This window comes from Candidatus Poriferisodalis sp., from assembly GCF_965208895.1.
GTDB lineage: Bacteria > Actinomycetota > Acidimicrobiia > Acidimicrobiales > Poriferisodalaceae > Poriferisodalis.
In genome coordinates, this window is record NZ_OZ242363.1 from 4086808 (window position 1) to 4112099 (window position 25292).

Here is a 25292-nt window from a genome sequence, read left to right on the forward strand (position 1 = left end):
TCTACTTCGATTCGCTGTCACGCTTCGGTGCGCAAGAATGCCGCCCGGAGCGGCACGTCTGTGCATAGAACTCACCGCTTCGTTTCTCTGCGCAACGAAGCTGCCGGGATCGGCATTGCTGCACACAGCATGGCATCGCACCGGGGCTCAGTCGGTCGGCACAGCTGTTCGGCCGACTGCCCGCAGCCGAACGGTTGCTTCGGCGTCAACGCAACGACCGTCGTCGCCGATGACAACGCCGTAGTCGCGGCGGGCGCCCTCGACGCTGACGACCTCGTCCATCACGTCTCGCAGCACCGCATCGGGCTCTCGCGCGAATGCGTCGCCCCAGCCGCCCCCGCCAGGAGTGTCGGCGATCATGCGTGCGGGGCCCATCCGCTTTATGCCGTACTTGGGCGGCACGAACGTCGGCCCATCGGCATCGGTGTCGACGGGGGCGATCCACTCCAGGCCGACCCCGCCGGTGCCGCCGCCGCGCACGCCATGGCCGGACGGCGTGTCCAGCCCCTCGGCGCGGAACGACCAGATGGCAGGCTCCAGAATGTCGGCCTCGTATCGCACGCCGGTGCCGCCGCGTCGTTGTCCGGGACCGGCGTTGTCGCAGCGCTGCTCGTGGCGGACGTACCGCACGGGGTACATCTGCTCGTGGAACTCCAGGTTCGGCAGGTCGAGGCCGCCGAGCGTGATGAGGTGGCCCATCTGCGGGAAGCCGTCGCGCTCCGCGGTCGCACCCGGCGTGGCCATGGCATGCCACTGGTACATCACCCAGGTGGTGCCGTCGTCGCGGCGCCCGGCGACGTGCCCGTGCATGGTCTTGGACCACGCTGCGCACGCCCGATCCGGGTCGGCCTGTGCCAGTGCCTGCCACACCGCGATCACGATCTCGTGTGCGACAAACACGGTGTTCATCGTCATCGGGGCAGGCGGCAGTGCGTTGACGATGCTGCCTTGCGGGGCGATGATCGTCACCGGTCGGTAGGTGCCCTCGTTGCGTGGGATCGACGTGTCGAAGAACGACGACACGGCAAGGAACACCGACGAGTACGTGTTCGCCAGCGAGCTGTTCTTGAAGCCGTCGATCTGGGGATCGGTACCGGTGAAATCGAGAGTCATCTCGTCGCCGTCCACCGTCATGTTCACTCGCACGGCGATGTCAGCAGGGCCGAAGCAGTCGTTGTCGGTGCGGTCCTCGCCGTAATAGCTGCCGTCGGGCAGTGCGGTGATGGCTGTGCGCATGCGGCGCTCGCCGTGGGTGAGAACGCCGTCGAGGTAGGCGAGATACGGCGCGACCCCGAGCTCGGCAACCAGACCGAGGACTCGTTCGGCGCCGATGCGGGTCGAGCCCAGCATGGCGAGCAGGTCGCCGTCGAGCAGCTCGGGCGTCCGGCAGTTGATGAGCAGCAGTTCCCACAGGTCGTCGCGGACCTTGCCCTCCTCGATCAGCTTCATGACTGGCAGCCGGATGCCCTCTTGCCAGATCTCGGTGGCCTCAGGGTTGTAGGTGCCTGCGATCCCGCCGCCGATGTCGGACTGGTGGGCACGGTTGCAGCAGAACCCCACGAGCGTGGGCTCGCCGCCGCTGTCCTCTGTGCTGTCGCCATGCTCGCCCTCTCGGGCGACGCTGTGCTGCTGCTCGCCCTCTCGGGCGACGCTGTGCTGCCGCTCGCCCTCACGGGCGACGCTGTGCTGCCGCTCGCCCTCACGGGCGACGAACACAGGCCTCGCGATCACCCAGTCGGGCAGGTGGTTGCCGCCGGCCACGTAGGGGTCCGACAGCAGGAACACGTCCTCTGGGTTGATGCGTCCCTTGTAGCGCTTCAAGAGCGCCCGGACTGCAAACCCGCCCCCGCCGGTGTGAATGGGGATGCCGTCGGCGTTGGCGACCAACGTTCCGTCCGGAGTCGTCACGTAGCAGGAGAAATCGTGGCTCTGGCTGAAGATCGTGCTGCGCGCAGTGCGCGTCATGACCCAGCCCATGTGCTTGCTGATCTGGTCGAGCCGGTTCTGCATGACTGCGAGCACGATCGGGTCGAGCCCGAGTTCATCCGTTGCAGCCGCCGCCTCGCCGTTCGACCCGCTGCGGGTTCGACCCGATTGGACGCTTCGGGACACAGCCGCGTCGCCCGAAGCCGAGCCCTCGGCGGTCTCGTCGGCGGGCGCGAGGTCGATGAACAGGTCGCCGTTCGCGTCCACCCACAGCCGGTCACCCGGTCGGGCCACGACCGTCGTGGTCAACTCCTCGACCAGCGCTGGCCCCGTGATGGCGTGGCCGCGCCGCAGCACTTCGCCGTCGAAGACCGGAGTGTCGCACCAGCCGAACGCGCCGTGCCACACCGAGCGTGTCTCGATGGGTTCGGGATCACCCACCGCAGGCGCCGTCTGCGAAGTGGCCACGTCGCCCGTCGAGGCGCGTGCCACGAGGCGAAGCGAGGCCACCATGATCGTGCCGTCAGTCTGGACGTGGCCGTACAGCCGCTCGTATTCAGTCTCGAAGGCGGCCCGGACTGCGGCTGCGTCGATTCCGGATGCCTTATCGGAGTAGGCAGGGACGCGGATGGTCCACAGCTGGCCCGGGTGATGCAGTTCCAGCTCGCAATCGAGCGTCACCTGTTCGGCAACGAATCCCTCGCCGTCCATCACGTCGAGTGCCTGGACGCGCAGGGCGTCGAATCCAGCATCGATCTCGACGGGGTCCAGCTCGTTGAGCGAGCCCATCAAGAAGCGGGTGAAGTCCTGGCGAACGTCGGAGTGCAGCATCCCGATCGCACACAGGGCGCCCGCATCGCGGGGCACATAGACGCGTTCACAGCCGAGCCCCGCAGCCACCGAGGCGCCGTGCATGGGGCCTGCACCTCCCGCAGCGACCATGGTGAAGCGCCGCGGCGAATGGCCTCGCTCGATCGAGATGTGCTCGGTCGCGCTCAGCAAGTGCTGCTCGACGACCTCGACAATGCCGGCGGCCGCCTCTTCGATAGCCATGCCGAGCGGCTCAGCGACGTGTGCGCGGATCGCCTCGCGTGCTGCGTCGATGTCGAGGTCCAACGTGCCGCCGGCGGACTTGCCCGGGCGAAGGCGGCCGAGGATCAGCTGGGCGTCGGTGACGGTGGGCAGCGTGCCGCCGTGGCCGTAGCACGCCGGGCCGGGGTCGGCGCCCGCGCCCTGCGGCCCGACGAAGAGCAGTCCGGCCTCGTCGACGCCCGCGATCGTGCCGCCGCCTGCGCCGATCGTGTGAATGTCGATCGCAGGTGTGGATACGTGATAGCCGGCGATCATGATGTCGTCGCGGGTGTCCACCTCGCCGCCCGACATCAGCAGGACGTCGCAGGACGTGCCCCCGATCTCCATCGAGATCAGGTTTCCGGCCACCGCAGAGGTGTTCTCATCGTTGACGAGCGCGCTGTCGGTGGCGTCGCGGTACAGATTGAGCGCGCCGACGGCGGCGGCAGGGCCGCTGAGCAGCAGGTTCACGGGCCGCCCCGACACCTGATCGACCGAGGCGGCGCCACCGTTCGACTGCACCAGCAAGATGGCGTGACGCAACCCGGCCGCAGCGAGATCGTCGTTCAGCGAGCGCAAGTACGACACGATCTTCGGCGACAGCGAAGCGTTGACGACGGCGGTGGACGTGCGTTCGTACTCGCCCATGAGCGGCGAGACAGCGGCCGACGTCGTGATCCACGTGCCGTCCCACTGCTCGCTCACGGCTTCGGCGGCTGCTCGCTCGTGGGAGTCGTTCACGAACGAATTCATGAACGCAATGGCGATGGCCTCGACGTCGTGGCTGTCGAAGTGCTCCAGCACCGAACCGAGGCTGTCCACATCGAGCGGGGCGTGTTCGCTGCCGTCGGCGTCGATGCGCCCGCCCAGGGTTGCCCTCAGGTAGCGAGGCACGAGCACCGGGGCATACGGAGCGCGGTGGTTCCACTGGTCCTCGCGCAGGCCTCGGCGGATCTCCAGCGCGTCGCGGAACCCCTCGGTGGCGATCAGCCCGACGGTGGCGCCTGTGCCTTCGAGCATGGTGTTGGTGGCCACCGTGGAGCCGTGGACGAACAGCGAGCAGTCAGCGAGCACGTCGCCCAGCGGCATGCCGAGGTCCACGGCGACGCGGGCGAGCGCAGCGTGAACTCCTCGACTCGGATCCGCCGGGACTGAGGGAACTTTCGCCACCCAGGTCGCGCCCTGCGCATCGGCCAGGACCAAGTCGGTGAAGGTGCCTCCGACGTCCACACCGATCCGCCAAGGCGCCGCGGGCCGCCTTTGGGCGCCGTCGGTGCCGTCGGCGTCGGTTGCGGGCGTTGTCATCTGTTCAGTCTCGCACCCAAGGCCCTGCAATGACGCCTGAAGTCCGCCGCTGGCGGGCAAAACCGGTCCCCTCAGGGGACCGATGCCAGACTTGGCAGATGTCTCAGCAGGCACAGCAAACGCCACCATGCAGATGACCGAGTCGGGACGATGGCCTACCGAGGCGTCTGCAGCGCTGTATGAGCGCGCGCGGCGCTCGATCACCGACGGCACGTCGCGAGACACCCTGCTGCGCAAGGGCGGGCACCCCATCTACGTCGATCACGGCGAGGGCGCGTGGGTAACCGACGTGGACGGCAACCGCTACCTCGACTGCAACAACAATTTCGCGTCGATCATCATCGGCCACGCCGATCCGACGATTGCCGCCGCGGTGCAGGCCCGCATGGCTCGAGGCACCGCCTTCTCGTTCCCCAATGACGCCGAAGTCGATCTGGCCGAACTGCTGTGCGGGCGTGTCGAGAGCTTCGAGCTCATCCGATTCTGCAATTCGGGTACCGAGGCGGTCATGGCTGCCCTCAAAGCCGCCCGCGCCTACACCGGGCGGCCGAAGGTCATCAAGGTCAAAGGTGCCTATCACGGCACCTATGACCACGCGGAAGCCAGCCAGTCGCCCAATCCCACCAACTGGGGTGATGCGACGGCGCCGTCGACGGTGCGCTATGCCGCTGGTACGCCGGCGTCGGTCGAAGACGAGGTGGGCATCATCTCGTTCAATGACGCTGAGGGTGCCCGCGCTGCGATCCGCCGAAGCGGCGATCAGCTGGCGGCGGTGCTGCTCGACGTCATGCCGAACCGGGTGGGCATGCCCGTGATCGAACCGGAGTTCATCTCAGCAATCCGCGAGACCACGCGTGAGGTGGGCGCGCTGGTGGTGCTCGACGAGGTCATCTCCTTCCGGCTGGGCTACAGCGGAGCGCAGACCCTGCTCGGCATCGATCCCGACATCACCACTGTGGCCAAGATCATCGGCGGCGGCTTTCCCGTCGGCGGTGTTGCGGGGCGCGAGGGGCCGATGTCGACGTTCGCACGTTCCGGCGGCAGTCGGGCCAAGGTGCCCTCGGGAGGGACATTCACGGCGAACCCCGTCACCATGGCCGCTGGGCTCGCCACTATGAACCAGCTCGATCACGCTGCTTTCGTACGTTTGGACGACATGGGAGAAGCAGTCCGCAGCGGTCTGCGGTCAGCGATCTCCCGAGCCGGTGTGGACTGGCAGGTCACCGGTCGGGGGAGCCTGTTCAAGGTGCATCCCCACTCCCGACACATCCGCAACTACCGCGACGCGCATCTCAGCAGCGACGAAGCCGCCGAAATCGAACGGTTCGAACACGACATCCAAGCGGGCGGCGTCTATCTGTCGGGCGGGGGCTTCGGCTGCCTCAGCTTGGCCATGACCGACGACGACATCGCTCACCTCCTCCGAGCCGCCGACGCCGCCTGGTCCAGCTGAATCTCAGGCCATTGCCGTATCCGTATGCCCAGCCCGCGTCCTCACTTCATGCCATACCAATCGCTCCCACTGGCGGCAGTGACTGAAGACCCCCAGTCAACGTGACCGGACTGTGGCAATGTCAGCGCCAGCCCATGCGACGCTGTTGACAACCATTCACCTCGGAGTCGTCGCCTGTCCGGCGTGATTGGCGCCCCAGCAGCCGACGAGGTGGCCCACCTGCGCCTAGAACGGCAATACCCCGGGCGCATACCACGAAGGTATTTGCGGCACCGGGGAATTGGGTTAAGCGTACGCTCACCCGCCGTGGAATTCAACCATCGAGTCGAGCAAGCAATCTCGACGCCACGGTTCGGCACCTTCCGTCACCGAGCGTCGTCCGACGATCACGCCTGGGCGTTGTACCGATGGAACGTCGATCTGGCAGCGGCGGTCGCGCCACTCGCTGCGGACATTGAGGTGACGCTTCGCAACACGATCCACGTCCGCCTCGCAGATTATTTCGGTCGTGCCGACTGGTGGGCCTCAAGCTCGCTGATGCTTGACGACATCACGGCTGCGATGCTGGCTGGTGTCGTCCGCAAGCATCAGAATAAGATTAGCAAGGGCACCATTGGACCCGGAAGGGTCATCGCTGACTCCACGCTCGGTGTATGGGTGCACTTGTTGGGACGAGGTGGGCAAAGCGCACTCGGGCGCGCGATCGACTACGAAACGAATCTCTGGCGCCCGACACTTCGCTTCGGCTTCTCAAAGGGCACCACAACTGCATCAGGCCGCGAAGGGCGGCCCGCGCGAGCCGAGGTGCATAGTCGCACCGCACTGCTTCAGCGCCTTCGCAACCGGGCAGTGCATCACGAACCGATTCTCAATGGCATCCAGATCCCTGGTTCGAACAAGGTGGTCGCGCTCAATGAGGTGTGGGAGCAATCGCTCGAACTCCTGCACTGGATGAGCCCGGACCTAGCCGAACTCCACCGAGGGCAGAGCGCCATGTTCGATCTGCTGCAGCGACGGCCTCAGCCATGATGGCGAATTCGAGCGTTATCGGCGGCAATGGGATCTCCCGAACCGTCCCTGCTTCGGCCAACGGCGGGAGCACTGCCTCGAATCGAAGGAAGTTGCGCTCCGGACGTGGTGGTAGCGCCGAGCGTGGTGGGTGTGAGCTGGAGTACTGCCTCGAATCGAAGGAAGTTGCGCTAGGGGCCCCACAGCTAGATGGTTAGTTCCAAGGGGTGGGGTCCACCGCTGGTGGGGTGAGGGTGTCCAAGCTCGGGGTGTGTATTCACGCTTCGATCTTGGAGGTTCTCAGCATGGGCCCGGACTCGGGTCACCCTCGCGACTGCACTGTATGTGAGGATCGACGACCTGCTCGCGCAGAACCCGCAGTGGGCGCCTTGGCGGCCCAGGGTGGGTTTCGCGCCGAAGCTGTCCGACGCGGAGCTGGTGACGTTGGCGGTGATCTCGGCGCTGTTGGGGTTCGACAACGAGTCGCAGTTCATGCGCTACGCCCATGAGCATCTGCGGGCGTGGTTCCCGTACCTGCCCGACCGCGCCGGCTACAACAAGCGGCTGCGGCGCAGCGCGGAGATGATCGCCGGTGTGATGGGATGCCTCGCACGCGAATGCGACTCGTTCCACGACGACGTGTGGCTGGCCGACTCCACCCCCGTCGAGTGCGGCCGAAGCCGCGAGACCAAAAACGCTCGAACCTCGCAGGATGGGCCGAATACGGGTACTGCGCGTCGCACTCGCGGTACTTCTGGGGCCTGCGGCTGCACCTGATCGCCACCCCCGCAGGACTGCCGATCGCCTACGCGGTGGCCGGCGCGAAAGCCGACGAACGCGACGTCTGCGCCGACATGATCGCCACCGCCCAGATCGCCCGAGCAGGCCAGACCCTCATCGCCGACAACCGCCACCGCTCCGAAACGTTCGAAACCGACCTCAAAGACGCCGGCATCACCCTCATACGGCCCGCCACCCGAACCGAGGCCCCGCGGCCCGGCGCCAGGTTCCTGCGGCCCTGGCGCCAGATCATCGAATCGATCAACCGGGCCCTCAAAGGCCAACCCGCCCTCGAACGCCACAAAGCACGCACCCGCACCGGCGTCGCAGCACGCATCGCCACCCGCCTGCTCGCCCTCACCGCCGCCATCTGGCACAACCAGACCACCCAACGGCCCGGCCCCGCACGCTCACTCATCGCCTACGACCACTAACCCCTTGGAACTAACCATCTAGCCACTGAGGCAGCTGATTCCTCCTAGTCTCGGCGCGATGACAGGCGTCACGAACACAGATCCGAACCTGATTCCGGCCACCGAGCTGGCCTCGCTGATCCGGCAGGGCAAGGTGTCGGCGGTCGAGGCGATCGAGGGTGCGCTGGACCGTTACGAGCGTTTCAACCCTGCGGTGAACGCGGTGATCGTGACCCGGATCGATGAGGCGCGTGAGCGGGCGGCAGCAGCCGACGCAGCGCTCGCAGCGGGGGAGTGCTGGGGGCCGCTGCACGGTGTGCCGATGACCATCAAGGAAGCCTTCGACTGGGCTGGCACACCGTCGACGTGGGGCAATCCGGCGTGGGCAGACAACGTGGCCGAAGCCGACGCTGTCACGGTGACGCGGTATCTGGATGCCGGGGCGGTCATCTGGGGCAAGACCAACGTGCCGCTGATGCTGGGCGACTGGCAGAGCTTCAACGACATCTACGGCTGCACCAACAATCCGTGGGATCTGACCCGCACACCGGGCGGTTCCTCAGGCGGATCGGCGGCGGCACTTGCCACCGGCATGGCGTCGCTGGAGCTGGGCTCCGACATCGGTGCGTCCATCCGCAACCCTGCGCACTATTGCGGCGTGTTCGGCCACAAGCCGACCTTCGGGTTGGTGCCCGACGGGGGTCACGCAGTGCCCGGCGCCCTGGTCGGAAGCGACATTGCGGTGTGCGGCCCGCTGGCGCGCAGCGCTGCCGATCTGGATCTGGCGCTCGATCTTCTCGCTGGGCCGTCCGGCTTAGATGCGGACGGGTACCGCGTGGCGCTGCGTTCCGAACCTCGCGGCACGCTGGGCGCGTTCCGGGTGGGCGTCATGCTGGACACGCCGGTCATGCGGAATTCGACGGCGATGATCGACACCTTGCAGCGGGCGGTGGACGCGCTGGCGGCCGCTGGTGCCGACCTCAGCGAAGCCGCACCCGACATTGACCAGCACGAGTTCAACGAGAACTACCTGATGCTGCTGCGCGCCGCCACCGGGGCGCTGGCCGACGACGCGATGTGGAACGACGCACAGTCCCGCGCTCACCGCTACAACGATGGCGAAGGGGACTACCAGTCGCTGGTCGACTACGCGATGACGATGAGCCACCGTGAGTGGTTCGCCCACCACAACAAGCGCGAGGGCTACCGGCAGGCGTGGGCCCGGTACTTCGACGACTATGACTTGCTGCTGTGCCCGATCGCCGCATCGGCGGCGTTCGTCCACGACCACACGGGCACCCGTCCGACTCGCACCATCGACATCGACAGCCGCCAGGAGCTGGGCGTGGATCAGCTCTTCTGGGCTGGCTGGAGCTGCAGCGTGTACCTCCCCGGAACGGTCGCTCCGGTCGGGCTGACAGCCGACGGGCTGAACCTGCCGGTGGGCATCCAGATCGTGGCCCCACACTTGGGCGACCGACGCGGCATCCGCTACGCGGCCCTCATCGAGCGCACCCTCGGCGGATTCGCCTCCCCGCCCGGCTACGAGTAGCCGCCCCACGCGTCGAAACCCCAGCGCTGCGCTCGATTGTCGGGCTTGCAGGTCCTGCGGTCTGCTAGAGAACTAGGCCGTGAGTGACACTGATGCGGCCGTTGACGAGGCCCTAGACGAATTGCTGGACCTGCTGGACCTGCAGCAGAACGACAACGGGTCGGACACGTTCCGGGGCAAAGGCTCCGGGTTTGACGAGTTCGGACTCTACGGCGGGCACGTGCTGGCACAGGCGGTTGTCGCGGCACAGCGGACCGTTGACGAGGATCGGCTGATGAACTCGGTGCATGCGGTGTTCCTGCGAGGCGGTGACGGCCTGGCCGAGGTCGACTACCGGGTGGATCGTGTGCGTGACGGGCGCGCGTTTTGCACACGCCGATCGCAGGCGTTCCAGTCCGACCGGCTGATCTTCGAGCTCACTGCGACGTTCCATGTCCCCGAGACGGGCAAGGTCGACATTCAGACACCGATGTCTCCCGACGTGCCGCCGCCCACCTCGGTACCCACCTATCAGGAGTGCATCGCGCAGGTTGGTCCCATCTTCGGCGAGCAGTGGTCGTACATGACCCGGCCGGTTGAGTACCGGGTCGTGCACGCCCCATGGGCACCGACGGGGCCATCACCTCGAGGCGGCATCGACTACTGGTTCCGGGCCCCCCGCCGGCTGCCCGACAACCCGGCGATCCACGAGGCGATCATCGCCTACATGAGCGACGACTGTCTCGCCGACAACGTGATCGTGCCCTACGGGGTCACTTGGCTGGACAGCAACGTGCAGGTCGTCAGCCTGGATCACGCCATGTGGTTCCATGAGCCGGCCCGGGCCGACGAGTGGATCTATTGCGAGCAGCGCCCGCTGGCCGCCCGGAGCAACCGAGGCACCGCCGAAGCCCGCTTCTGGCAGAACGGCCGCCTCGTCGCCACCGCGGTCCAAGAAGCGCTCGCCCGCTTGTAGCGCGGCCCCGAGTCCAAGCAGGTTGCGATGCCACGGAGCGAAGGGTCCTTGCAGGCGGGCCGGCCCGATACGGACGCCTGCGCCACGAATGCCTCGACATCGAGGACATCGCCGCCGTCGGCACTCGACCCTGGGAAACATGTCACCCAACGAATACGAACGTCGGCGCTGAAACCATCAACGCGGCGCCGGCCGGCTGAAGCGCGGTCAGTGCCGCGGGTAGGCGACGAGCGGGTTGGGTTCCGGCGGGCGGTACGGTTCTGATGGGCCGGGATCGAGGCTGACTGCTAGGCGAATTGCTTCGCGTAGCGGGATTCTCTCCCCCCAGACCATGTTGTTGGAGACTTCTTCGTAGCCCTGCGCGAGCGATTCATGCTCGGGGGTTGTCGGGTCGAATGAGCGCAGCGCGGCGAAGCCGTCTGCCCCGAATTTGGCGCGTGTTTTGTGTTTGTGCTGGTCAGCGGGGGCGCGGCGGGTCGGTGTTTCCACTACATCGTCTCGGAAGGGGGGGTGCGTCAGCCGATGCGGGCTTTGTCCCAGTGGCGGGTGGGGGTGTCGGTGGCCGCGAGGATCTTTGTCTGCAGCGGGCTTCGGCGGGTGGTGACGGTGACGGGTTGGTTGTCGGCGCGCAGGCGGACTTCGCGGATGCGGTCGAGCTCGCGCAAGGCGCGGGCGGCGCTGAGATGCTGGCCGGCTATGTCGGGGTCTTCGATTGCGGCGGTTTGGAGGTCGCGTGTGATGAGGGTCTCGGCGACGGCGGCGTGGACGCACACGGCGATGTGGCCGCGGACGCGTTGTTCGGTCCAGTGCCGTATGGGGCGCAGCCGCAGGAAGTCCTTGAGAGTGCGGAAACGGGCTTCGACGTCGGCGAGCTGCCGATAGGCGGCCACCACGCGTTCGGCGGAGGCTTGCTGGGCGGTGAGGCTGGTGGTGAGCACGTATCGGCCCGCGAGCAGCTTTTCGTAGGCGTGGGCGTCTTCGTCGTAGTGATAGACGAAGCGTCGGTCGCTGATCTCGAGGTCGAACAGACGCCCGACGCCGCTTGGGCCGATGATGCGCTGAGCGGCGCGTCCGATCTTCGCGGCATCGGTGAGCCGGCCGGCTCTGACCCTGTCTTCGAGAGCGAGCAGCGCGGTTTCGGTGCGGGCGACGAGCTCGGCGGTGCGCTTGGTGTCGCGTCGCATGCGGGCGTCGGATTCCACGATCACCGCGCGGGTGCCGTCAGCGAGAATCGCTTCGGCAGCGCGGCACCTCAAGCCGGGCACGTCGGCCCATTCGGTGTCGTCGTCGATGGTCTCGAGGGCCTCTTGGCAGGCTTTGTCGCGATGCAGGCGGGTGGCCAAAACGTGATCGCAGCCGGCCTCTGCGACCGCGGCGACGTTGTCGGCGGAGATCAGGCCCCGGTCCGCGACCACGCAGATCGGGCCCACAGCGAACCGTGCGGTGAGATCGGCGAGCACGTCGGGCAAGGTGGACGCATCGGCGGTGTTGCCGGCGAACACGTGATGCGCGATCGGCACTCCGTCGCCGGTGCACAACAAGCCGATCACGACCTGAGGCCGGTCGGGACGGCGGTCACGGGAATAGCCGAACGCCTTGGACTCGAACCGCTCCGAAGGCGCGGTCGCGCCCTCCAGATACGTCGAGGTCAGGTCGTAGCAGACGAACCGCAGATCCATGCTGGTCAGGTCGCACAGCCGTGAGAACAAGAACTCCTCGGTGTCTTCTTTGAGATCGGCGACTGCGTCCAGGGCCCGGTAGTACTGCCACGGCGACGGCGCCTGCCAGCTCTCGGGCATGACCACATCGGATCGGGCCCACTCGGGCAGCCTGCGCTTGGAGCACGGCGCGACCAGACGGTTCGCGGCCATCGCGAACACCGCGTCGGACAATCGGCCGGCGTCGCGCTCGGCGCCCGCGGCCGCGAACCAGCCGTCCAGCCCGAGACGCTGCCACACAGCCGCCGCGCAAGCCACGCCGCCCGCCGCCGGCGCCGCGTCGGCTTCCAGCGATCCCGCGTCGACGCGTTCGGTGTCCAGGTGCTTCACCAGCGCCGCGACGATGCGGTCCAGCCGGCCCGAGCGGCGCAAAGCGGTGACCTCGCCCAAGCGCAGCAGCGTGCGATGACGGGTCTTCGCGCCGTCGCGCACCGACTCCACCAACGACAGGTACTCGTACGTCTTGTCGCCCCTGCGACGTCTGGTCGTCTTCACGAACATGTCCACACCATAGCGCGCAAACAGCGTCACAGACGACAATATGTCGCCCCTACATTTTCGTCACGAAACACCCCCGCAGAACACAAAACCGCAGGTCACAGGCCTGACACCCACCAAAAACCGTCCCAAGGCGCCAAATTCGGGTCTGCGGGACGTCTGCGGTTCTCGCTGGGTGCCCATTGCTCGGCGATGTGCAGCAGCGCCTTGCTGTCTCGCCCGATGTGTCCTTCGAACCTGTCTTCGGAAAGAGCGATGCATGCCAGGTCGTATACGTCGCGAGCGCGTTCTCGGATGAATTGCATGTCCCCGGAAGTTGATGCTTCTGCCTGTGCGAGCAGCTTGTTCATCGCTGTTGTCCCCGGTCCCAGAGTGGACATTTCGAAACCGCCGAGCTCGGGGTGGGCGTTGAGCATCTCGTCGCCGCAGACACGTCCGATCAGCGACATGACTGGCTGACGCTGAGTCCAGATCGGGGCTGCGTCGAGCGGCTTGAACGTGACATCGACACGAGAGATCCCAGCCCGATCTGCGTGGACGAGTGTTGCGAATCTGTGCTCCGGGCCTTTGCCGACGATCTTGTAGGTGCCGGAGATCCGTCGAGAGGTTCTGTCGAACGCGTCCATGCATGCCTGACGCAGTTCCTTTGCCTTGGCGTGCCCAAGCGGGCTGAGCACCAAGTCGATGTCTTGTGACCATCGCTGCGTGATCCCCCAAGCTGCCGACAGGGAAGTCCCTCCGCCGAAGACGAAACGGCCGACGAGATTCTCGGCGTCGGACAGATCAGCGTTCGGGAATCTCCGCGACACATAGCCGTCACCGACAGCGTTCCTCCATGCGTGCAGCGTTCTGATGAGCCAGTAGTCGCGGACAATCAGGTCACGCGAAAGCCCGTAGTGATCTGATGCCGCATCGGCTGCGTCATGGAAGCGATCAGCGTCATCAGCGAGCGGGACCGGCGGCGAGGCATCGCTCCCGCTGTCAGCGATCACATCCCGCATCGCAGGCCGAGCCGCTCGCGCCGCTGCATCGGTCGATGCCGAACGGGTGCGGTGCGCGGCGACAGGGCAGGTGTCGGCGTAGTTCTGGCACTGTCCACCGCGCTGCGTCGGAGCGAGGCATGGCTGCGCTCGCCTCACGGGGCTTCCAGGAGGTCCGGCAGGTCTGCGGAAAGGCGGGCCATGACGGCATCGAACGACTTGTCGCTGTTCTCGCAGCCTGCCCAGCCGCGTTCCTTCGGCTCTGTTTCGGATGCCCGCAGGAGCATCTCCTTGCGGATGGACTCGCCTTGTTTCATCCAGCCGTTCGCGTCGGTGAGCAGCCACATGGCGTGATCCCAATTGTGGTAATCGGCTCTGAGAGCCGATCTGGCTGCCTCGAGCAGGTTCGCTTCGTTCCAGTTCAGGTCTCGACGTCGCGTGTTCGAGCGTTCCACGAAACGCACCGGCGAGCCGACGGGCAACGCAGGAGGTGTGAGGTTGCGGTGCGGCACGGCGATGGTCGTGCGATACGGAACCTGAGTGGACCAACCGATCAAGCTGAGGGCGCCAAAATCCGCATAGCTGGAGCCAGGAGGGCCGAGCACTGAGTCGAATGCCTCAGTGAGCATCGGCGGCTTGCCGTACCTGCGGGCCGACGGCGGCGGTTGCCGCCAGTAGATGTCGCGTGCTGCCCTGCCGATGATCGGCCGGTCGGCTGCTATGAGGCGGCTGAGAACGTTCCGCACGACATGCCTTGGACCCGGCACGGCACCCGAACGGAACCATGTGCCAGATGGCAGACTCTCGATCCACTCACGAGCGGCAGCGGACATGCTCACACGGCGAGCATCCGCAGACACCGTCGCCAATATCATGTAGGAATAATACCACCCAACAATCGTTTCCAGGGCTGGGGGTACTCGTGGGCGCGGTCCACGATGTCCGGCGCCGCTTCGCCGTGGCCGTGCTCTACGAACCAGTCGTTGACGCGGCTCAGCATGGTCTTGCCGGCGCGGCTCGCAGCCGCGCGCAGCATGAGCGCTCATGACGCTGCGTCTGGCGGGCGCGGCGCACGTGATCGGCCCTGGTCTCGACCAGGTTCAGCGTCGTCGAACTCGAAACTCGAGCGCGAACAAGCCAACTCGATATGCATGGATTCGGGCGCGTTGCTTGGCGTTGGCGTCCCGACGGCCAAGCAGCACCTCGACGGCTGATCGCAGCTACGCCGAATGGACTGAAGCCGCCCCGGACCCGACCACCGGTTGCGGGGCCGCAGCCGCACCGACACGGCATCACGTTTCAGCGGGGCCATCCAGGGCTCGCCGTCGGAGAGCATCGATCCCGGCGGGGCCTCGATCCCTGCCGCGGACTATCAACCCGCCCTCATCCCACAATGGAGTGAACGGCCCTTGCAGGCGGGCGGGCCCGATGCGGGATTCTTGGGCAGATCCGCTGCCGGGCCTGTCGGAGCCGAGAGCAGATCGCTCGGCGGTCGGCCTCGACCTCCCTCGACACCCGACGCCCACATGGATGGCTTCGAACGCGTCGAGTCCGCAAAGACACAGGTCAAGGCGTTGTGCCCGCCGACAGCTAGCCGAGCGCTTCCGCAGGTCGGCGCCTGTTCGCTCGCGCTCAGGGCGCCAACGCGGACACGGAGACGACCGCGACGCCATCGGGGCGGTCATAGCTGTATCCGGACGCGGTGACCACGACCAGCTTCGACGGCGGGCCGATGAGATCTGTGTCGACTTTGGCCGCTAGGCGAAGCAGCGACTTCGCCGCGTCGTCGACACCCTTGGCGCTGCCGAGTTTCACCTCGACTGCCATCCAACGACCATCGCCCGCCTCCACGATGGCATCGGCTTCGAGGTGATCGCTGTCGCGGTAATGCATGACCACGGCATCGTTCGCTTGGGCATAGATGCGCAGGTCGCGTACCACCAGCGATTCGAACATGAAGCCGAACGCCGGAAGGTCCCCCAGCAGACGGCCGGGAGTCGCTCGCAGCACGGCGGCTGCCAGCGACGGATCCACAAAGTGGCGCTTGGGCTTGGCAGTGAGCGTGGCACGCGAACGCAGATGAGTGCGCCAATGGAGAAGGTCCTCCAGCACGAACAGACGTCGCAGCGCACTCAGGTAGCTGCCCGCGGTGGTGCGGTGCAGTCCGTCGCCGCTGCCGGCTTCGGATGCGAGCTTGTTGACCGACGCCGTCGTGGAGACGTTGCGAGCCATCGACATGATGAGGCGATGGACCCCTTCGGGGTTCCTGTGCACGCCATCGACGGCAGAGACATCGACGCGGCACACCTCGTTGAGGTAGTCCCTCAGCGCTCGCTGAGCAGTCGCCGCGTCTTGGTTGAGCAGGCGGGGCCAGCCGCCGCGGCAGGTGATATCGGCTATGCCTTCGACGTCGATGCCTGATGGCGATGCCGCGCAGGCAGCGCCGCTCAAGAGGCCATTCAGTGACACCTCTCCGGTGGAATGGCCGGATTCGAGCAGCGACATGGGACGCATGCGCACCCGGCTGATGCGCCCGGCGCCGGAGTGGCGCGTGAGATCGTCGGGCGGCGTGGCGGAACCCGTCAGGATGAAGCGGCCGCTCAGGCCGGGCTGCGCATCGCAGGCAGCACGTACGTGGGGCCACACGTCGGGCGCGAGCTGCCACTCGTCGAGCAGCCGCGGTGCTGCGCCCTCGAGAACAGTCTGCGGTGCGACGCTCGACGCGAGCCGGGCGCTCACGTCCTGCTCGAACAGCACTTCGCTTCGAGCAAAGTGCTTTGACGTCCATGTCTTGCCGCAACCTCGAGGTCCTTCCACGACCACAGCAGCGGATGCAGCGAGAGCGTCACGGAGATCGTGATGGACCACACGTGTGAGGTAGCCGGCGGGTGTCAGAGTGGCCTTGGGGGCGTTGCGGGCTTTGCCGTCGGACACGAGAACCCCCCTCCTGCTGGATGCATGTCGACGGCAAAGCAGCGCAGCTTGACGCCATTGCTTCAATCGACACTTCGGAATATTCTAACTGACTGTTTCAGGAGTATTCAACCGACTGTTTCTTGGACCGACAACCGACCACTTCGAAGCCGCCTACGCTGCCCGGAACCCCGACTACCACACCACAGAAAACCGCAGCATTCAGCCTGTGCAACACAGTGAAGATGTGGGCGGGGAGCGGCGGCGACCGACGCTGCCCCGCTGTCGGGCACCGCGTCGGTGCCGTGGCGGCAGTCATGTGCATGCCCTCGCTGCTCGAAATCAAGGCCGTCGTTAGGATCTCGGAGGTGGCCGAGATGAGCGAAACGCTGCGACGAGTGTTGCAGTCGGCCGCTCGCTTGCAGTCGGTCGTCCCCGATGCGGTGTTGGTGGGAGGCTCGGCAGCGGCGCTGCATGCAGGGCACCGAGACTCGTTCGACCATGACCCTGTCTTGGCCGATCTGGTTGATCGTTACGAGATGATTCTGGACGCCGTCGAGGCAACTGAGGGCTGGGCGACCTCGGTGCGCGCGTCGAAGTCGCCGTTCACGATCATGGGCAGCCTCGACGGGGTCGAGGCCGGTCTGCGTCAGATGCGCCGTAGCCGGCCGCTCGAGACCGTCGAGATCGATGTCGGCTCCGGCTCGGTCGTCGTGGCGCCCACCGAGCCCGAGGCCCTGCGGGTGAAGGCGTTCCTGGTGGTGCAGCGCAACGTGGTGCGCGACTATCTCGATGTGGTGGCGCTCGCCGACCACATCGGCGCCGACACGGCGATCGGCGTGCTGTCGGCAATCGACGACTTCTATGTCGACCGGTCCGGCGATCGGGCATCGGTGCTGACGTCGCTGGTGATGGCACTTGCTGAGCCCTCGCCGCGTGACACTGACGTGATCGATGAGTTGCCTCGCTACAAGGGACTCGACCGGCGCTGGCACCGCTGGGAAGATGTGGTAGCGGCCTGCCAAGGGTTGGCCTTGCACCTGGCAGGTGCAGTGTGAGCGCACTGCGGTTCCGCAATGTCGACGCCGACCCGGCCGACCCCGTCGGCACATGGCCCTACGAGGCGCTGGTGGCCGCCATCGATCGGGGCACGGTGCCCGACTGGCAGCCGATCTTCGCCGAGATTCGGAGATCGCCTGCCGGGCCGGTGGCCCAGCGGGTGCGGCGCTACCTCGCCTACCGCCCCCACGACGCCGTCAGCACACTGTTCACGCTCGCCATCGAGTGCGCCGGCAATAGCACCGGTCTCACCGCGCAGCGCTGAGCCCAACACCGCAGACCGGCAGGCGGACGCACACCTGCACAGGTCCCGATAGATACGGCGGTCGAAGTGCGGCTGCCCGCAGCTCAGGCGACGATGCCGTCGTTGCGGAGCTCGGCGATCTTGTCGCCTGAGAGGCCCAGTTCGGTCAGCACCTCATCGGTGTGCTCGCCCTTGGTTGGGGCTAGGCGCTCCAGTTGTGTGGGCGTCTTGCTGAACCGGGCCGGAAACCGGGCGGTGCGGACCTGGCCAATGACGGGATGGTGGTGGGTGAGCACCGTCTCGTTGTGTTTCACCTGGGGGTTGTCGAACACTTCGGTGACGTCCAGCACCGGCGCGCATGGGACGTCGGCTTCCTCCAACGACTTGAGCGCATCGGCTGTGGTGAAGTCGCCGAGCAGCTTGGAAAACACCTCTTGGTGTTCATTGGAGTTTCGTATCCGGGCTTCGCGAGTGGCGAAGCGAGGATCGTCGGCCAGATGCGGCACGCCCAGCTTCCCGCACACTCGGGCGTACTGCTCGTCCGAAGGCCAGATGGCACCCACCCAGCCGTCCGCCGTCTGCCACGGGCTGTACCACTCGCTGTAGGTGGGTGTGCGCGGGGCCTCGGGCACCGACTCGTTCCAGAAGTAGTCGAGCCACATCCACGACAGCGTCGAATCGAGCAGATTGACCTCGACGTGCTGGCCGCCGGCGCCGTTCGAGCGGGCCAGCAAGGCCCCGAGGACAGCGGTGGCCCCCGTCATCGCAGTGGTCTTGTCTGCAGTGGCGGACTTGACGAAGTCGCCTCCCTGCGCTGCGGTCATGCCGGTCAACGACTGGATGATCGGGTCATACACCGGCTGGTGCGCATAGGGCCCCGCTGGCCCGAAACCCGACACCGACAGGTACACGAGATCGGGGTTGACGGCGCTGAGATCGTCGTAGCCGATGCGCAGGCGCTCGGCCACGCCAGGCCGAAAGTTCTGGACGAAAACGTCGGCAACCTTGACGAGCTGCAGCAGAATCTCGCGCCCACGCTCATCGCGGATGTCGAGATCCATGCCGCGCTTGTTGCGGTGCATCTGGACCCAGCAGCCCGATTGGTCGCCGACGATCGCACCGGTCAGGCGCATGACGTCGGACGTGCCTACCTTCTCGATCAGCACCACCTCCGCGCCCATCTCGGCGAGCTGCGTCGATACCCACGCGCCGGCGACAGCGCTCGACACATCGACCACCGTGATGCCTTCGAGCGGTCCTGTACCCATCGGTGCCTCCGCCGAACGAGTGCAGAGCCGCTCAGAAGCCTTCCGGCCGCTGGAACCCGCCGAGTGCTTCCTGCAGGAAGCGGCCCACTGCCAGGGTCGTGCGGTCCTCCAGGAAGGGCCCGGCGATCTGCACTCCTACCGGCAGATCGCCCCCGGCTGCAGGCACCATGCCCACCGGCACCACGGTTGCGGGCAGCCACGCCACGCCGGTGAGGCCCATCCACTTGATGATGTCGAAGTAGGGCCGAGTCTCGCCGTTCACCGTGATTCGGCGGCTGGTGGCAGGCCGACTGTGGTCGTGACGGACGGCGGCCGTCGGCGTCACCGGCAACAGCACGACGTCCCAATCGGTAAAGAACTCCTCCCAGCGCCTGCGCTGTTGCAGCCGACGCTCGTGCCAGCTCAGCCACTCCCGGTGACGCATCGCTGCATACCAGATGCCGAGATCTCCTTGGGGATCGTCGTTCGAGGAGGCGATTTCTTCGAGTTGAGCGAGTGTCCAAGTCCCGGCCTCGGCGGCAGAAAGGAGGTGCAGGAAGGTGTCGACCGCCTTCTCGAAGGTGAATGTCGGTCGCATGTCGGTCTCGACGCGCGCACCGGCCTGCTCCAGGGCGTTCGCCGCCCCCAGCAGCAGCTCCCGGTACTGGGTGTCGATCGGGCACAGATCTTCGTCGAGCCACACCGCCACCCGGAAATCGGAGATGTCGCTGTGTCGAGCCGGCGGGAGGTCGAGCGAGTAGGCCTTGGAATTCCACGCGTCGGGCCCGGCGAGAATGTCGAGCGCCATTTCGAGATCGTCGACATCACGTGCCATCGGGCCGGCGACGGCGATGTCGGCCTGGCTGAGCGTGCCAGGCATGCCGGGAATCTGTCCGAGCGCAGACACGACCCCGTAGCTGGGCTTGTGTCCGGCGACGCCGGACCAGTGCGACGGGATGCGAATGGAGCCGCCGATGTCCGAGCCGAGCTCGAGCGGCGTGTAGCCGGCGGCCAGTGCCGCCCCCGAACCGCCCGAGGAACCGCCGGGAGTGTGCTCGATGTTGTACGGGTTGGCAGTGGTGCCATAGACCTCGTTGTAGGACTGCGCGTCGCCTGCGAACAGCGGCAGGTTGGTCTTGGCGAACACCACCGCCCCTGCGCCCTTGTAGCGGGCGACCGGGTCGGCGTCGCTTTCGGGCACGAATTCGGCCAGCGCGGGCGCGCCCGACGTCGTGACGAGTCCCTCGGTCTGGAACGAGTCCTTGATGGTGATCGGCACGCCGTGCAGCGGTCCGAGTTCATCGCCTCGCGCCACAGCAGCGTCGGCTGCGTCGGCTGCGGCCCGTGCGCGCTCGGCATCGAGGGCGACGACCGCGTTGATCGGACCGTCGAGGCGGTCCACCCTCCCGAGCGCCGCTTCGAGCAGCTCTCGCGAAGAGACGTCCCGGGCTGCGACGGCAGCAGCAGTCTCTTTGGTCGTGGCGTAGGCGAAATCGTCTGCGGCCATGAACTGGTCCTCTCGGTACGTGCGACGTCGCGCTGGATGGTGTCGGCAAGCTACTTCGCCGCTGCGTGCCGGTGCCCGCCTGCGCAAGGGTGCATCCCGATCCGCCGAGTCGCGGTGAATGCTCCTCGCGATCCGACGCCCGCCGGTTGACGCCCTCCATCCGCGGGGCGAGGCTGCGACAACTGCAGGCTGGGGGCTGCGAATCAAGAAAATCAGTTGGCGCGACGACGTGCGGGCACCACGGTAGTCATGTGCGAGAAGACACGAGATGCGCAAAATATGTCGTGGCGCTCTGCGGCCTCGCTATCGGGGCACTCGCCGTGTCGTCGACGGCGGAGGCAGTGCCGTCACTGACGTACCGCACCGCTCAAACCGGTATGCCGCCGGGTGCGTCGCAGCAAGCACCGCCGCGAGACTCTGTGTTGGGCGGACTCCGCATCGAAGTTTCGAGTCGGGATCCGGCGCACCATGCCGACAAGGTGGGCATGGCGGCCAATCGAGGCCTGTCGTCGTTCACGTTCCCGCGACCGGTGCCGTTCTTCGCGCCACCGGCGCAGCGAGTGCGCACACTGGTCGGCGTCGACACTTGGTTCTGGGTGTCGGCGGTGAGCTGGCGTCCCATCGTGCGCGTGGTCGCCGCAGGCAGCGTGGTGGTCACGCTGGTGGCAACACCGTTGGCCCTGCAACTGGTTCCCGGCGATGGATCAGTGTTGGTCTCGTGCCCCGGTCCGGGCCTGCCCTGGCTCGTGCCGGGCACTCGCTCGCCGTGCAGTCACATCTTTCAACGTGCATCCACTGCCGGGAGGGCCGGTCGTTTCCGCGGCACCGTCCAGTCGGTCTGGATGGTGCGCTGGACGTCGAACACCGGGCTCGCGGGCACGGTCGGACCCGTCGTGGTGCCGACGCCCGTGTCATTGCGAGTGGTGGAGGCACAGCCGGTGCTGGAACGCTGAGAGGCTGAGCCGGCGGGCGCTGGGCCTGCCCCGTTCAGCGCTCTGGTGGTGCCGCACTAGCTTCGGCGCGCGACGAGAGAGCCGTGCGCGCGTGCTGCGGGACGGGGAGAGGGGTTCGCTGTGTTGAACTGCCGAGTACTGGACCTGTCGGATCATCGAGGCCAGATGGCGGGTGCGCTGCTGGCCGACCTCGGCGCTGACGTCGTCCTGGTGGAGCCGCCCAGTGGATCTGCCGCGCGCAGCGTCGGTCCGTTCGTCGCCGGGCGTGAAGGCGACCTGGAGGCTTCGCTGTGGTTCTGGTCCTACAACCGCGGCAAGCGCAGTGTCGCGCTCGACCTTGACGACCCTCGCGACCAGCAACGGTTGCGCGACCTGGCGGCGAGCGCGGATGTGCTCATCGAATCCGATGCGCCGGGTGCGATGGCTGCCCGGGGTCTCGGCGCGGAGGACTTGGCGGAGGTCAACCCCGGCCTCGTGTACACGTCCATCTCGGCGTTCGGCCAGTCGGGACCCAAAGCCGACTGGGCCGCCACCGACTCGATCATCTCTGCTGCGGGCCAGCTGTCCAACGTGGTCGGCGACGAGGATCGGCCCCCGCTGCGCATCCCGCTCGACCAGTGTTTCCTGCACGCCTCTGCCGAAGCTGCCGTCGGGTCGCTGATCGCGCTGCGGGAGCGCAAGCGCTCTGGTCAGGGCCAGCACATCGACGTCAGCGCCCAGCAGGCCGTGACCCAGGCCACCCAATCGGCCACGCTGTGCCACCTGTACAACTCGCCGGAGTTGCTGCGGATGAGCGGCGGTGCGCGCCTTGGCCCCTTCCGGGTCCGGCTGCGCTCGCCTGCCGCCGACGGCTACGTCTCGGTGACGATCCTGTTCGGCGAATCGATCGGCCCATTCGGCGCGCGCCTGTTCGAATGGATGCACTCCGAGGGGGGCTGTGCCGACAGTGACCTCGAGATCGACTGGATCAACTTCGTGGAGGGTGTGATCACCGGCCGCATCCCGCCCACCGAGTACGAGCGCATCCAGCAGGTCGCCGCAGACTTCACCGCCACTCGCACAAAGGCCGAGCTATTGGAGGTGGCGCTGGACAAGCGTCTGCTGATCGTGCCGATCTCCACGGTCGCCGACCTCGTCGAGTCGCCCCAGTACTCCGAGCGCGACTTCTGGCGCGACATTCCCACTGGTGGTCTCGACTCGTTGCGCTATCCGGGCCCGTTGGCGAAGTTCAGCGAGACTCCGCTCGACATCTCCGCGCCACCGCCGTCGATCGGCGAGCACACCGACGAGGTGCTTGCTGAGGTGGGTGCTGCCCCATCAGCGCCGGTGTCTGACGCGCTGGTGTCTGCGGCCGGCGCGAGCCACCGCGACCCGTCCCTTCCGCTCGCGGACGTGAAGATCCTCGACTTCATGTGGGTCATGGCCGGACCAGGATCCACGCGGGTGCTGGCCGACTGGGGCGCCACGGTGGTGCGTGTGGAGTCGTCTCACAAGGTGGAAGCGGCCCGGACCATCCAACCTTTCTTGAACGACGAAGCCGGAGCCGACAACGGCGGGCTCTACCAGAACATGAACGCCGGCAAGCTCGGCATCACGATCGACATCTCCAAGCCCGAGAGCCGCGACTTGATCCTGGACCTCGTGCGCTGGGCTGATGTCGTGTGCGAGTCGTTCTCGCCGCACGCCTTGCAGGACATCGGCCTGTCATATGAGGACCTGCGAGCGGTCAAGCCAGACATCATCATGGCGTCGAGCTGCCTGTTCGGTCAGAGCGGGCCGCTGTCGTCGCTTGCCGGCTTCGGCACGATGGGTGCCGCGATGTCCGGCTTCTACGAGATGACCGGCTGGTCCGACCGCGACCCGGCCGGCGTGTTCGGCGCTTACACCGACTATGTGTCGCCGAAGTTCTTGAGCGCAGCCCTCTTGGCAGCGCTGGATCATCGCGACCGCACCGGCGAAGGCCAGTACATCGACCTGTCCCAGGCTGAGGCGTCGATGACGTTCCTGGCCCCGGCAGTGCTCGACTACGAGGTGAACGGCCACCTGCCTGACAAGCTCGGGAACGACCATGCGGTGATGTCCCCGCACGGGGTCTTCGCCTCAGCGGGCGAGGACCGCTGGATCGCCGTGGCGTGCGAGAACGACGACCAGTGGCGTGCGCTGAGCAGGATCATCGGCGCCGAAGGGCTCGGCGGGCTCGGCGTCGACGAGCGCCGCGAGCGGGCCGACGAGATCGCCGAGCTGATCACGGCGTGGACCTCGCAGCGAGACGGTGTTGAAGCCCACGACGAGCTGCAGGCCGCTGGCGTCCCGGCGCACGCGATTGCGGACTCGGCGATGATGGTTGACGACCCGCAGCTCGAGCACCGAAGCCACTTCCGAAACGTGACCCATGGCGCCAACGGCACGATGTGGGTGGAAGGCACCCGGTTCGTGATGTCGCGCAGCTCCGATGGCATCAGCCACGGCGGCCCGACCTACGGCGAGCACACCTTTGAGGTGCTCGAGCAGCTGCTCGGCTACGACCCCGACCGCATTGCCGAGCTGGCCGTGGCAGGCGTGCTGGAGTAGCCGAGCGTCGGTTCTTGCCGGCCGCTAGGTCTCGAACTTGCCGACCTTTTCGCCGGTGACGTTCTCGTAGTTCCGATTCAGGAACCAGCGCTGGTAGTCGCCGTAGGTAATCGGCTCCCAGCGAGCGGGGGCCTCGTTGCTGACCGTCGTGGGCGCCGGCGCCACCACGGCATCATCTCGGGCGCCGTAGAAGAACGGTGCCGCATACCGCTCGCCGTCGGTGGGGTTGCGGGCTCGATGCGCTGTCGACAGATAGACCCCATTCGTCCAGCGCTTCAACATGTCGCCGCTGTTGACCAGGTACGACTCGGCGAGCTGCGGCGGCTTGATCCAGTCGTGGCCGGCAGGACGGATCTCCAGCCCGGGCACCTCGTTGGCCGGCAGGAATGTGAACACCGAGCTGTCGGTGTGCGGGGCCAGTCCCCACTCGTTGTCCGAGTAGTCCATCGGCGGGTAGTGCGACATCCGAAGCGTCACGCTCGGCTTGTCGAAGTCGGGCACGAACCAGCCGTGCGGCAAGTCCAGCGATTGTGCCAGCACTGGCAGCAGCCGACCGCCGAGGGCGATGAGCTGGTCGATGTAGGCCTCGCACCTCGCCGCGAATCCGTCGATGGGCGGGAACTGGTTGTCGGTGTGGTAACCGTGCCGGTGACAGAAGAATGCTTCGTTCTGGTTGGGCTTGCGGACCTCTCCTGCGATGTCCGAGGCATACGAAGTGCCGCCGCCCATGCCGAGGTAGCCGCCGATCAGCTTCCCCATCGGGATGGAGTCCTTCGTCGGCTGCGGAAGTGCGTGCAGCTCGCGGGCGGAGTTGAAGATTCCCTCCACCATCGCCCACGGCACGCCGTGATTCACGATGAAGAAGAACCCCACCTCGGTGAGTGCACGTCGCAAGTCGCCGGAGAGCGCTTCGACGGCCGAGGGGTCGGGAGCTGCCTCGTTGAGGGGCGACAGGTCCAGGACGGGGATCACGTCTTTCGTGTCTTGCGACGGCCCTGCGGTGCTGCGGTCTTGCGTTGTGAGCGCCACGTTGCCCCCTTGCCTCGCTACGAGCGTACGCGTGCGGCCGGGATGGCGTCAGCGTCCATTGCTACGGTGCTGCCGTCCCGGACGGATTCGGTGAATCCGATCCGGGCGAG

General features: G+C 66.7%; 18 protein-coding genes and 1 pseudogene. 9 read left to right on the forward strand and 10 right to left on the reverse strand.

Going from position 1 to position 25292, the window contains the following annotated elements:
* Nucleotides 1-147 precede the first annotated feature (147 nt).
* Complete coding sequence (locus ACOGJB_RS18325; protein WP_419838518.1) at nt 148-4302, reverse strand: hydantoinase B/oxoprolinase family protein; 4155 nt, start codon at nt 4300-4302, stop codon at nt 148-150.
* Between the two features lie 82 nt (nt 4303-4384).
* Here ACOGJB_RS18325 and ACOGJB_RS18330 point away from each other — a divergent pair, with 82 nt between their 5' ends.
* The 5 genes and pseudogenes from ACOGJB_RS18330 (at nt 4385) to ACOGJB_RS18350 (ending at nt 10463) form a co-directional block, all read left to right on the forward strand.
* Nucleotides 4385-5755 (forward strand): aspartate aminotransferase family protein, encoded by a 1371-nt coding sequence (locus ACOGJB_RS18330; RefSeq protein ID WP_419838519.1) that lies wholly within the window; start codon nt 4385-4387, stop codon nt 5753-5755.
* 306 nt (nt 5756-6061) lie between these two features.
* Nucleotides 6062-6784, forward strand: coding sequence for a hypothetical protein (locus ACOGJB_RS18335; RefSeq protein ID WP_419838520.1), 723 nt, complete (start codon nt 6062-6064; stop codon nt 6782-6784).
* 318 nt (nt 6785-7102) lie between these two features.
* Nucleotides 7103-7977 (forward strand): annotated as a pseudogene (locus tag ACOGJB_RS18340) (IS982 family transposase).
* Nucleotides 7978-8035: 58 nt separating this feature from the next.
* The gene (locus ACOGJB_RS18345; protein ID WP_419838521.1) at nt 8036-9508 is read left to right on the forward strand and encodes an amidase; all 1473 of its coding nucleotides are present in this window, start codon (nt 8036-8038) and stop codon (nt 9506-9508) included.
* 79 nt (nt 9509-9587) lie between these two features.
* A complete protein-coding gene (locus ACOGJB_RS18350) occupies nt 9588-10463 on the forward strand; it encodes an acyl-CoA thioesterase (RefSeq protein ID WP_419838522.1) in 876 nt (291 codons plus the stop codon).
* A gap of 207 nt (nt 10464-10670) precedes the next feature.
* On the opposite strand, the gene ACOGJB_RS18355 is transcribed toward ACOGJB_RS18350, so the two are convergent.
* From ACOGJB_RS18355 to ACOGJB_RS18380, 6 genes are all read right to left on the reverse strand, one after another.
* Nucleotides 10671-10952 (reverse strand): hypothetical protein, encoded by a 282-nt coding sequence (locus ACOGJB_RS18355; protein ID WP_419838523.1) that lies wholly within the window; start codon nt 10950-10952, stop codon nt 10671-10673.
* Between the two features lie 26 nt (nt 10953-10978).
* The gene (locus ACOGJB_RS18360; RefSeq protein WP_419837700.1) at nt 10979-12682 is read right to left on the reverse strand and encodes an IS1634 family transposase; all 1704 of its coding nucleotides are present in this window, start codon (nt 12680-12682) and stop codon (nt 10979-10981) included.
* A gap of 95 nt (nt 12683-12777) precedes the next feature.
* A complete protein-coding gene (locus ACOGJB_RS18365) occupies nt 12778-13671 on the reverse strand; it encodes a nucleotidyl transferase AbiEii/AbiGii toxin family protein (protein WP_419838524.1) in 894 nt (297 codons plus the stop codon).
* 143 nt (nt 13672-13814) lie between these two features.
* A complete protein-coding gene (locus ACOGJB_RS18370; protein WP_419838525.1) occupies nt 13815-14534 on the reverse strand; it encodes a hypothetical protein in 720 nt (239 codons plus the stop codon).
* The gene (locus tag ACOGJB_RS18375) at nt 14531-14695 is read right to left on the reverse strand and encodes a hypothetical protein (RefSeq protein ID WP_419838526.1); all 165 of its coding nucleotides are present in this window, start codon (nt 14693-14695) and stop codon (nt 14531-14533) included. Before ACOGJB_RS18375 ends, ACOGJB_RS18370 begins: the two co-directional genes overlap by 4 nt.
* 596 nt (nt 14696-15291) lie before the next feature.
* Nucleotides 15292-16593, reverse strand: coding sequence for an ATP-binding protein (locus ACOGJB_RS18380; RefSeq protein ID WP_419838527.1), 1302 nt, complete (start codon nt 16591-16593; stop codon nt 15292-15294).
* A 224-nt stretch (nt 16594-16817) separates the two neighbouring features.
* Between ACOGJB_RS18380 and ACOGJB_RS18385 the strand changes: the two genes are divergently transcribed.
* Nucleotides 16818-17630: a hypothetical protein gene (locus ACOGJB_RS18385; RefSeq protein ID WP_419840769.1), complete on the forward strand. Its 813-nt coding sequence runs from the start codon at nt 16818-16820 to the stop codon at nt 17628-17630.
* Nucleotides 17627-17896: a hypothetical protein gene (locus tag ACOGJB_RS18390; protein ID WP_419838528.1), complete on the forward strand. Its 270-nt coding sequence runs from the start codon at nt 17627-17629 to the stop codon at nt 17894-17896. Before ACOGJB_RS18385 ends, ACOGJB_RS18390 begins: the two co-directional genes overlap by 4 nt.
* 83 nt (nt 17897-17979) lie before the next feature.
* Here the strand turns inward: ACOGJB_RS18390 and ACOGJB_RS18395 are convergent, their stop codons facing one another.
* Complete coding sequence (locus ACOGJB_RS18395; RefSeq protein ID WP_419838529.1) at nt 17980-19143, reverse strand: CaiB/BaiF CoA transferase family protein; 1164 nt, start codon at nt 19141-19143, stop codon at nt 17980-17982.
* Between the two features lie 31 nt (nt 19144-19174).
* On the reverse strand, nt 19175-20629 hold the full coding sequence (locus ACOGJB_RS18400) for an amidase (protein ID WP_419838530.1): 1455 nt from the start codon (nt 20627-20629) through the stop codon (nt 19175-19177).
* A gap of 284 nt (nt 20630-20913) precedes the next feature.
* Between ACOGJB_RS18400 and ACOGJB_RS18405 the strand changes: the two genes are divergently transcribed.
* Together ACOGJB_RS18405 and ACOGJB_RS18410 are read left to right on the forward strand one after the other, a co-directional pair.
* Nucleotides 20914-21582 (forward strand): hypothetical protein, encoded by a 669-nt coding sequence (locus tag ACOGJB_RS18405; RefSeq protein WP_419838531.1) that lies wholly within the window; start codon nt 20914-20916, stop codon nt 21580-21582.
* Nucleotides 21583-21702: 120 nt separating this feature from the next.
* Entirely contained in the window at nt 21703-24153 is a 2451-nt protein-coding gene (locus ACOGJB_RS18410) for a CaiB/BaiF CoA transferase family protein (protein WP_419838532.1), read from the forward strand.
* A gap of 24 nt (nt 24154-24177) precedes the next feature.
* Here ACOGJB_RS18410 and ACOGJB_RS18415 read toward each other — a convergent pair whose 3' ends face one another.
* Nucleotides 24178-25182, reverse strand: coding sequence for an isopenicillin N synthase family dioxygenase (locus ACOGJB_RS18415; protein WP_419838533.1), 1005 nt, complete (start codon nt 25180-25182; stop codon nt 24178-24180).
* Between the last annotated feature and the right edge of the window lie 110 nt (nt 25183-25292).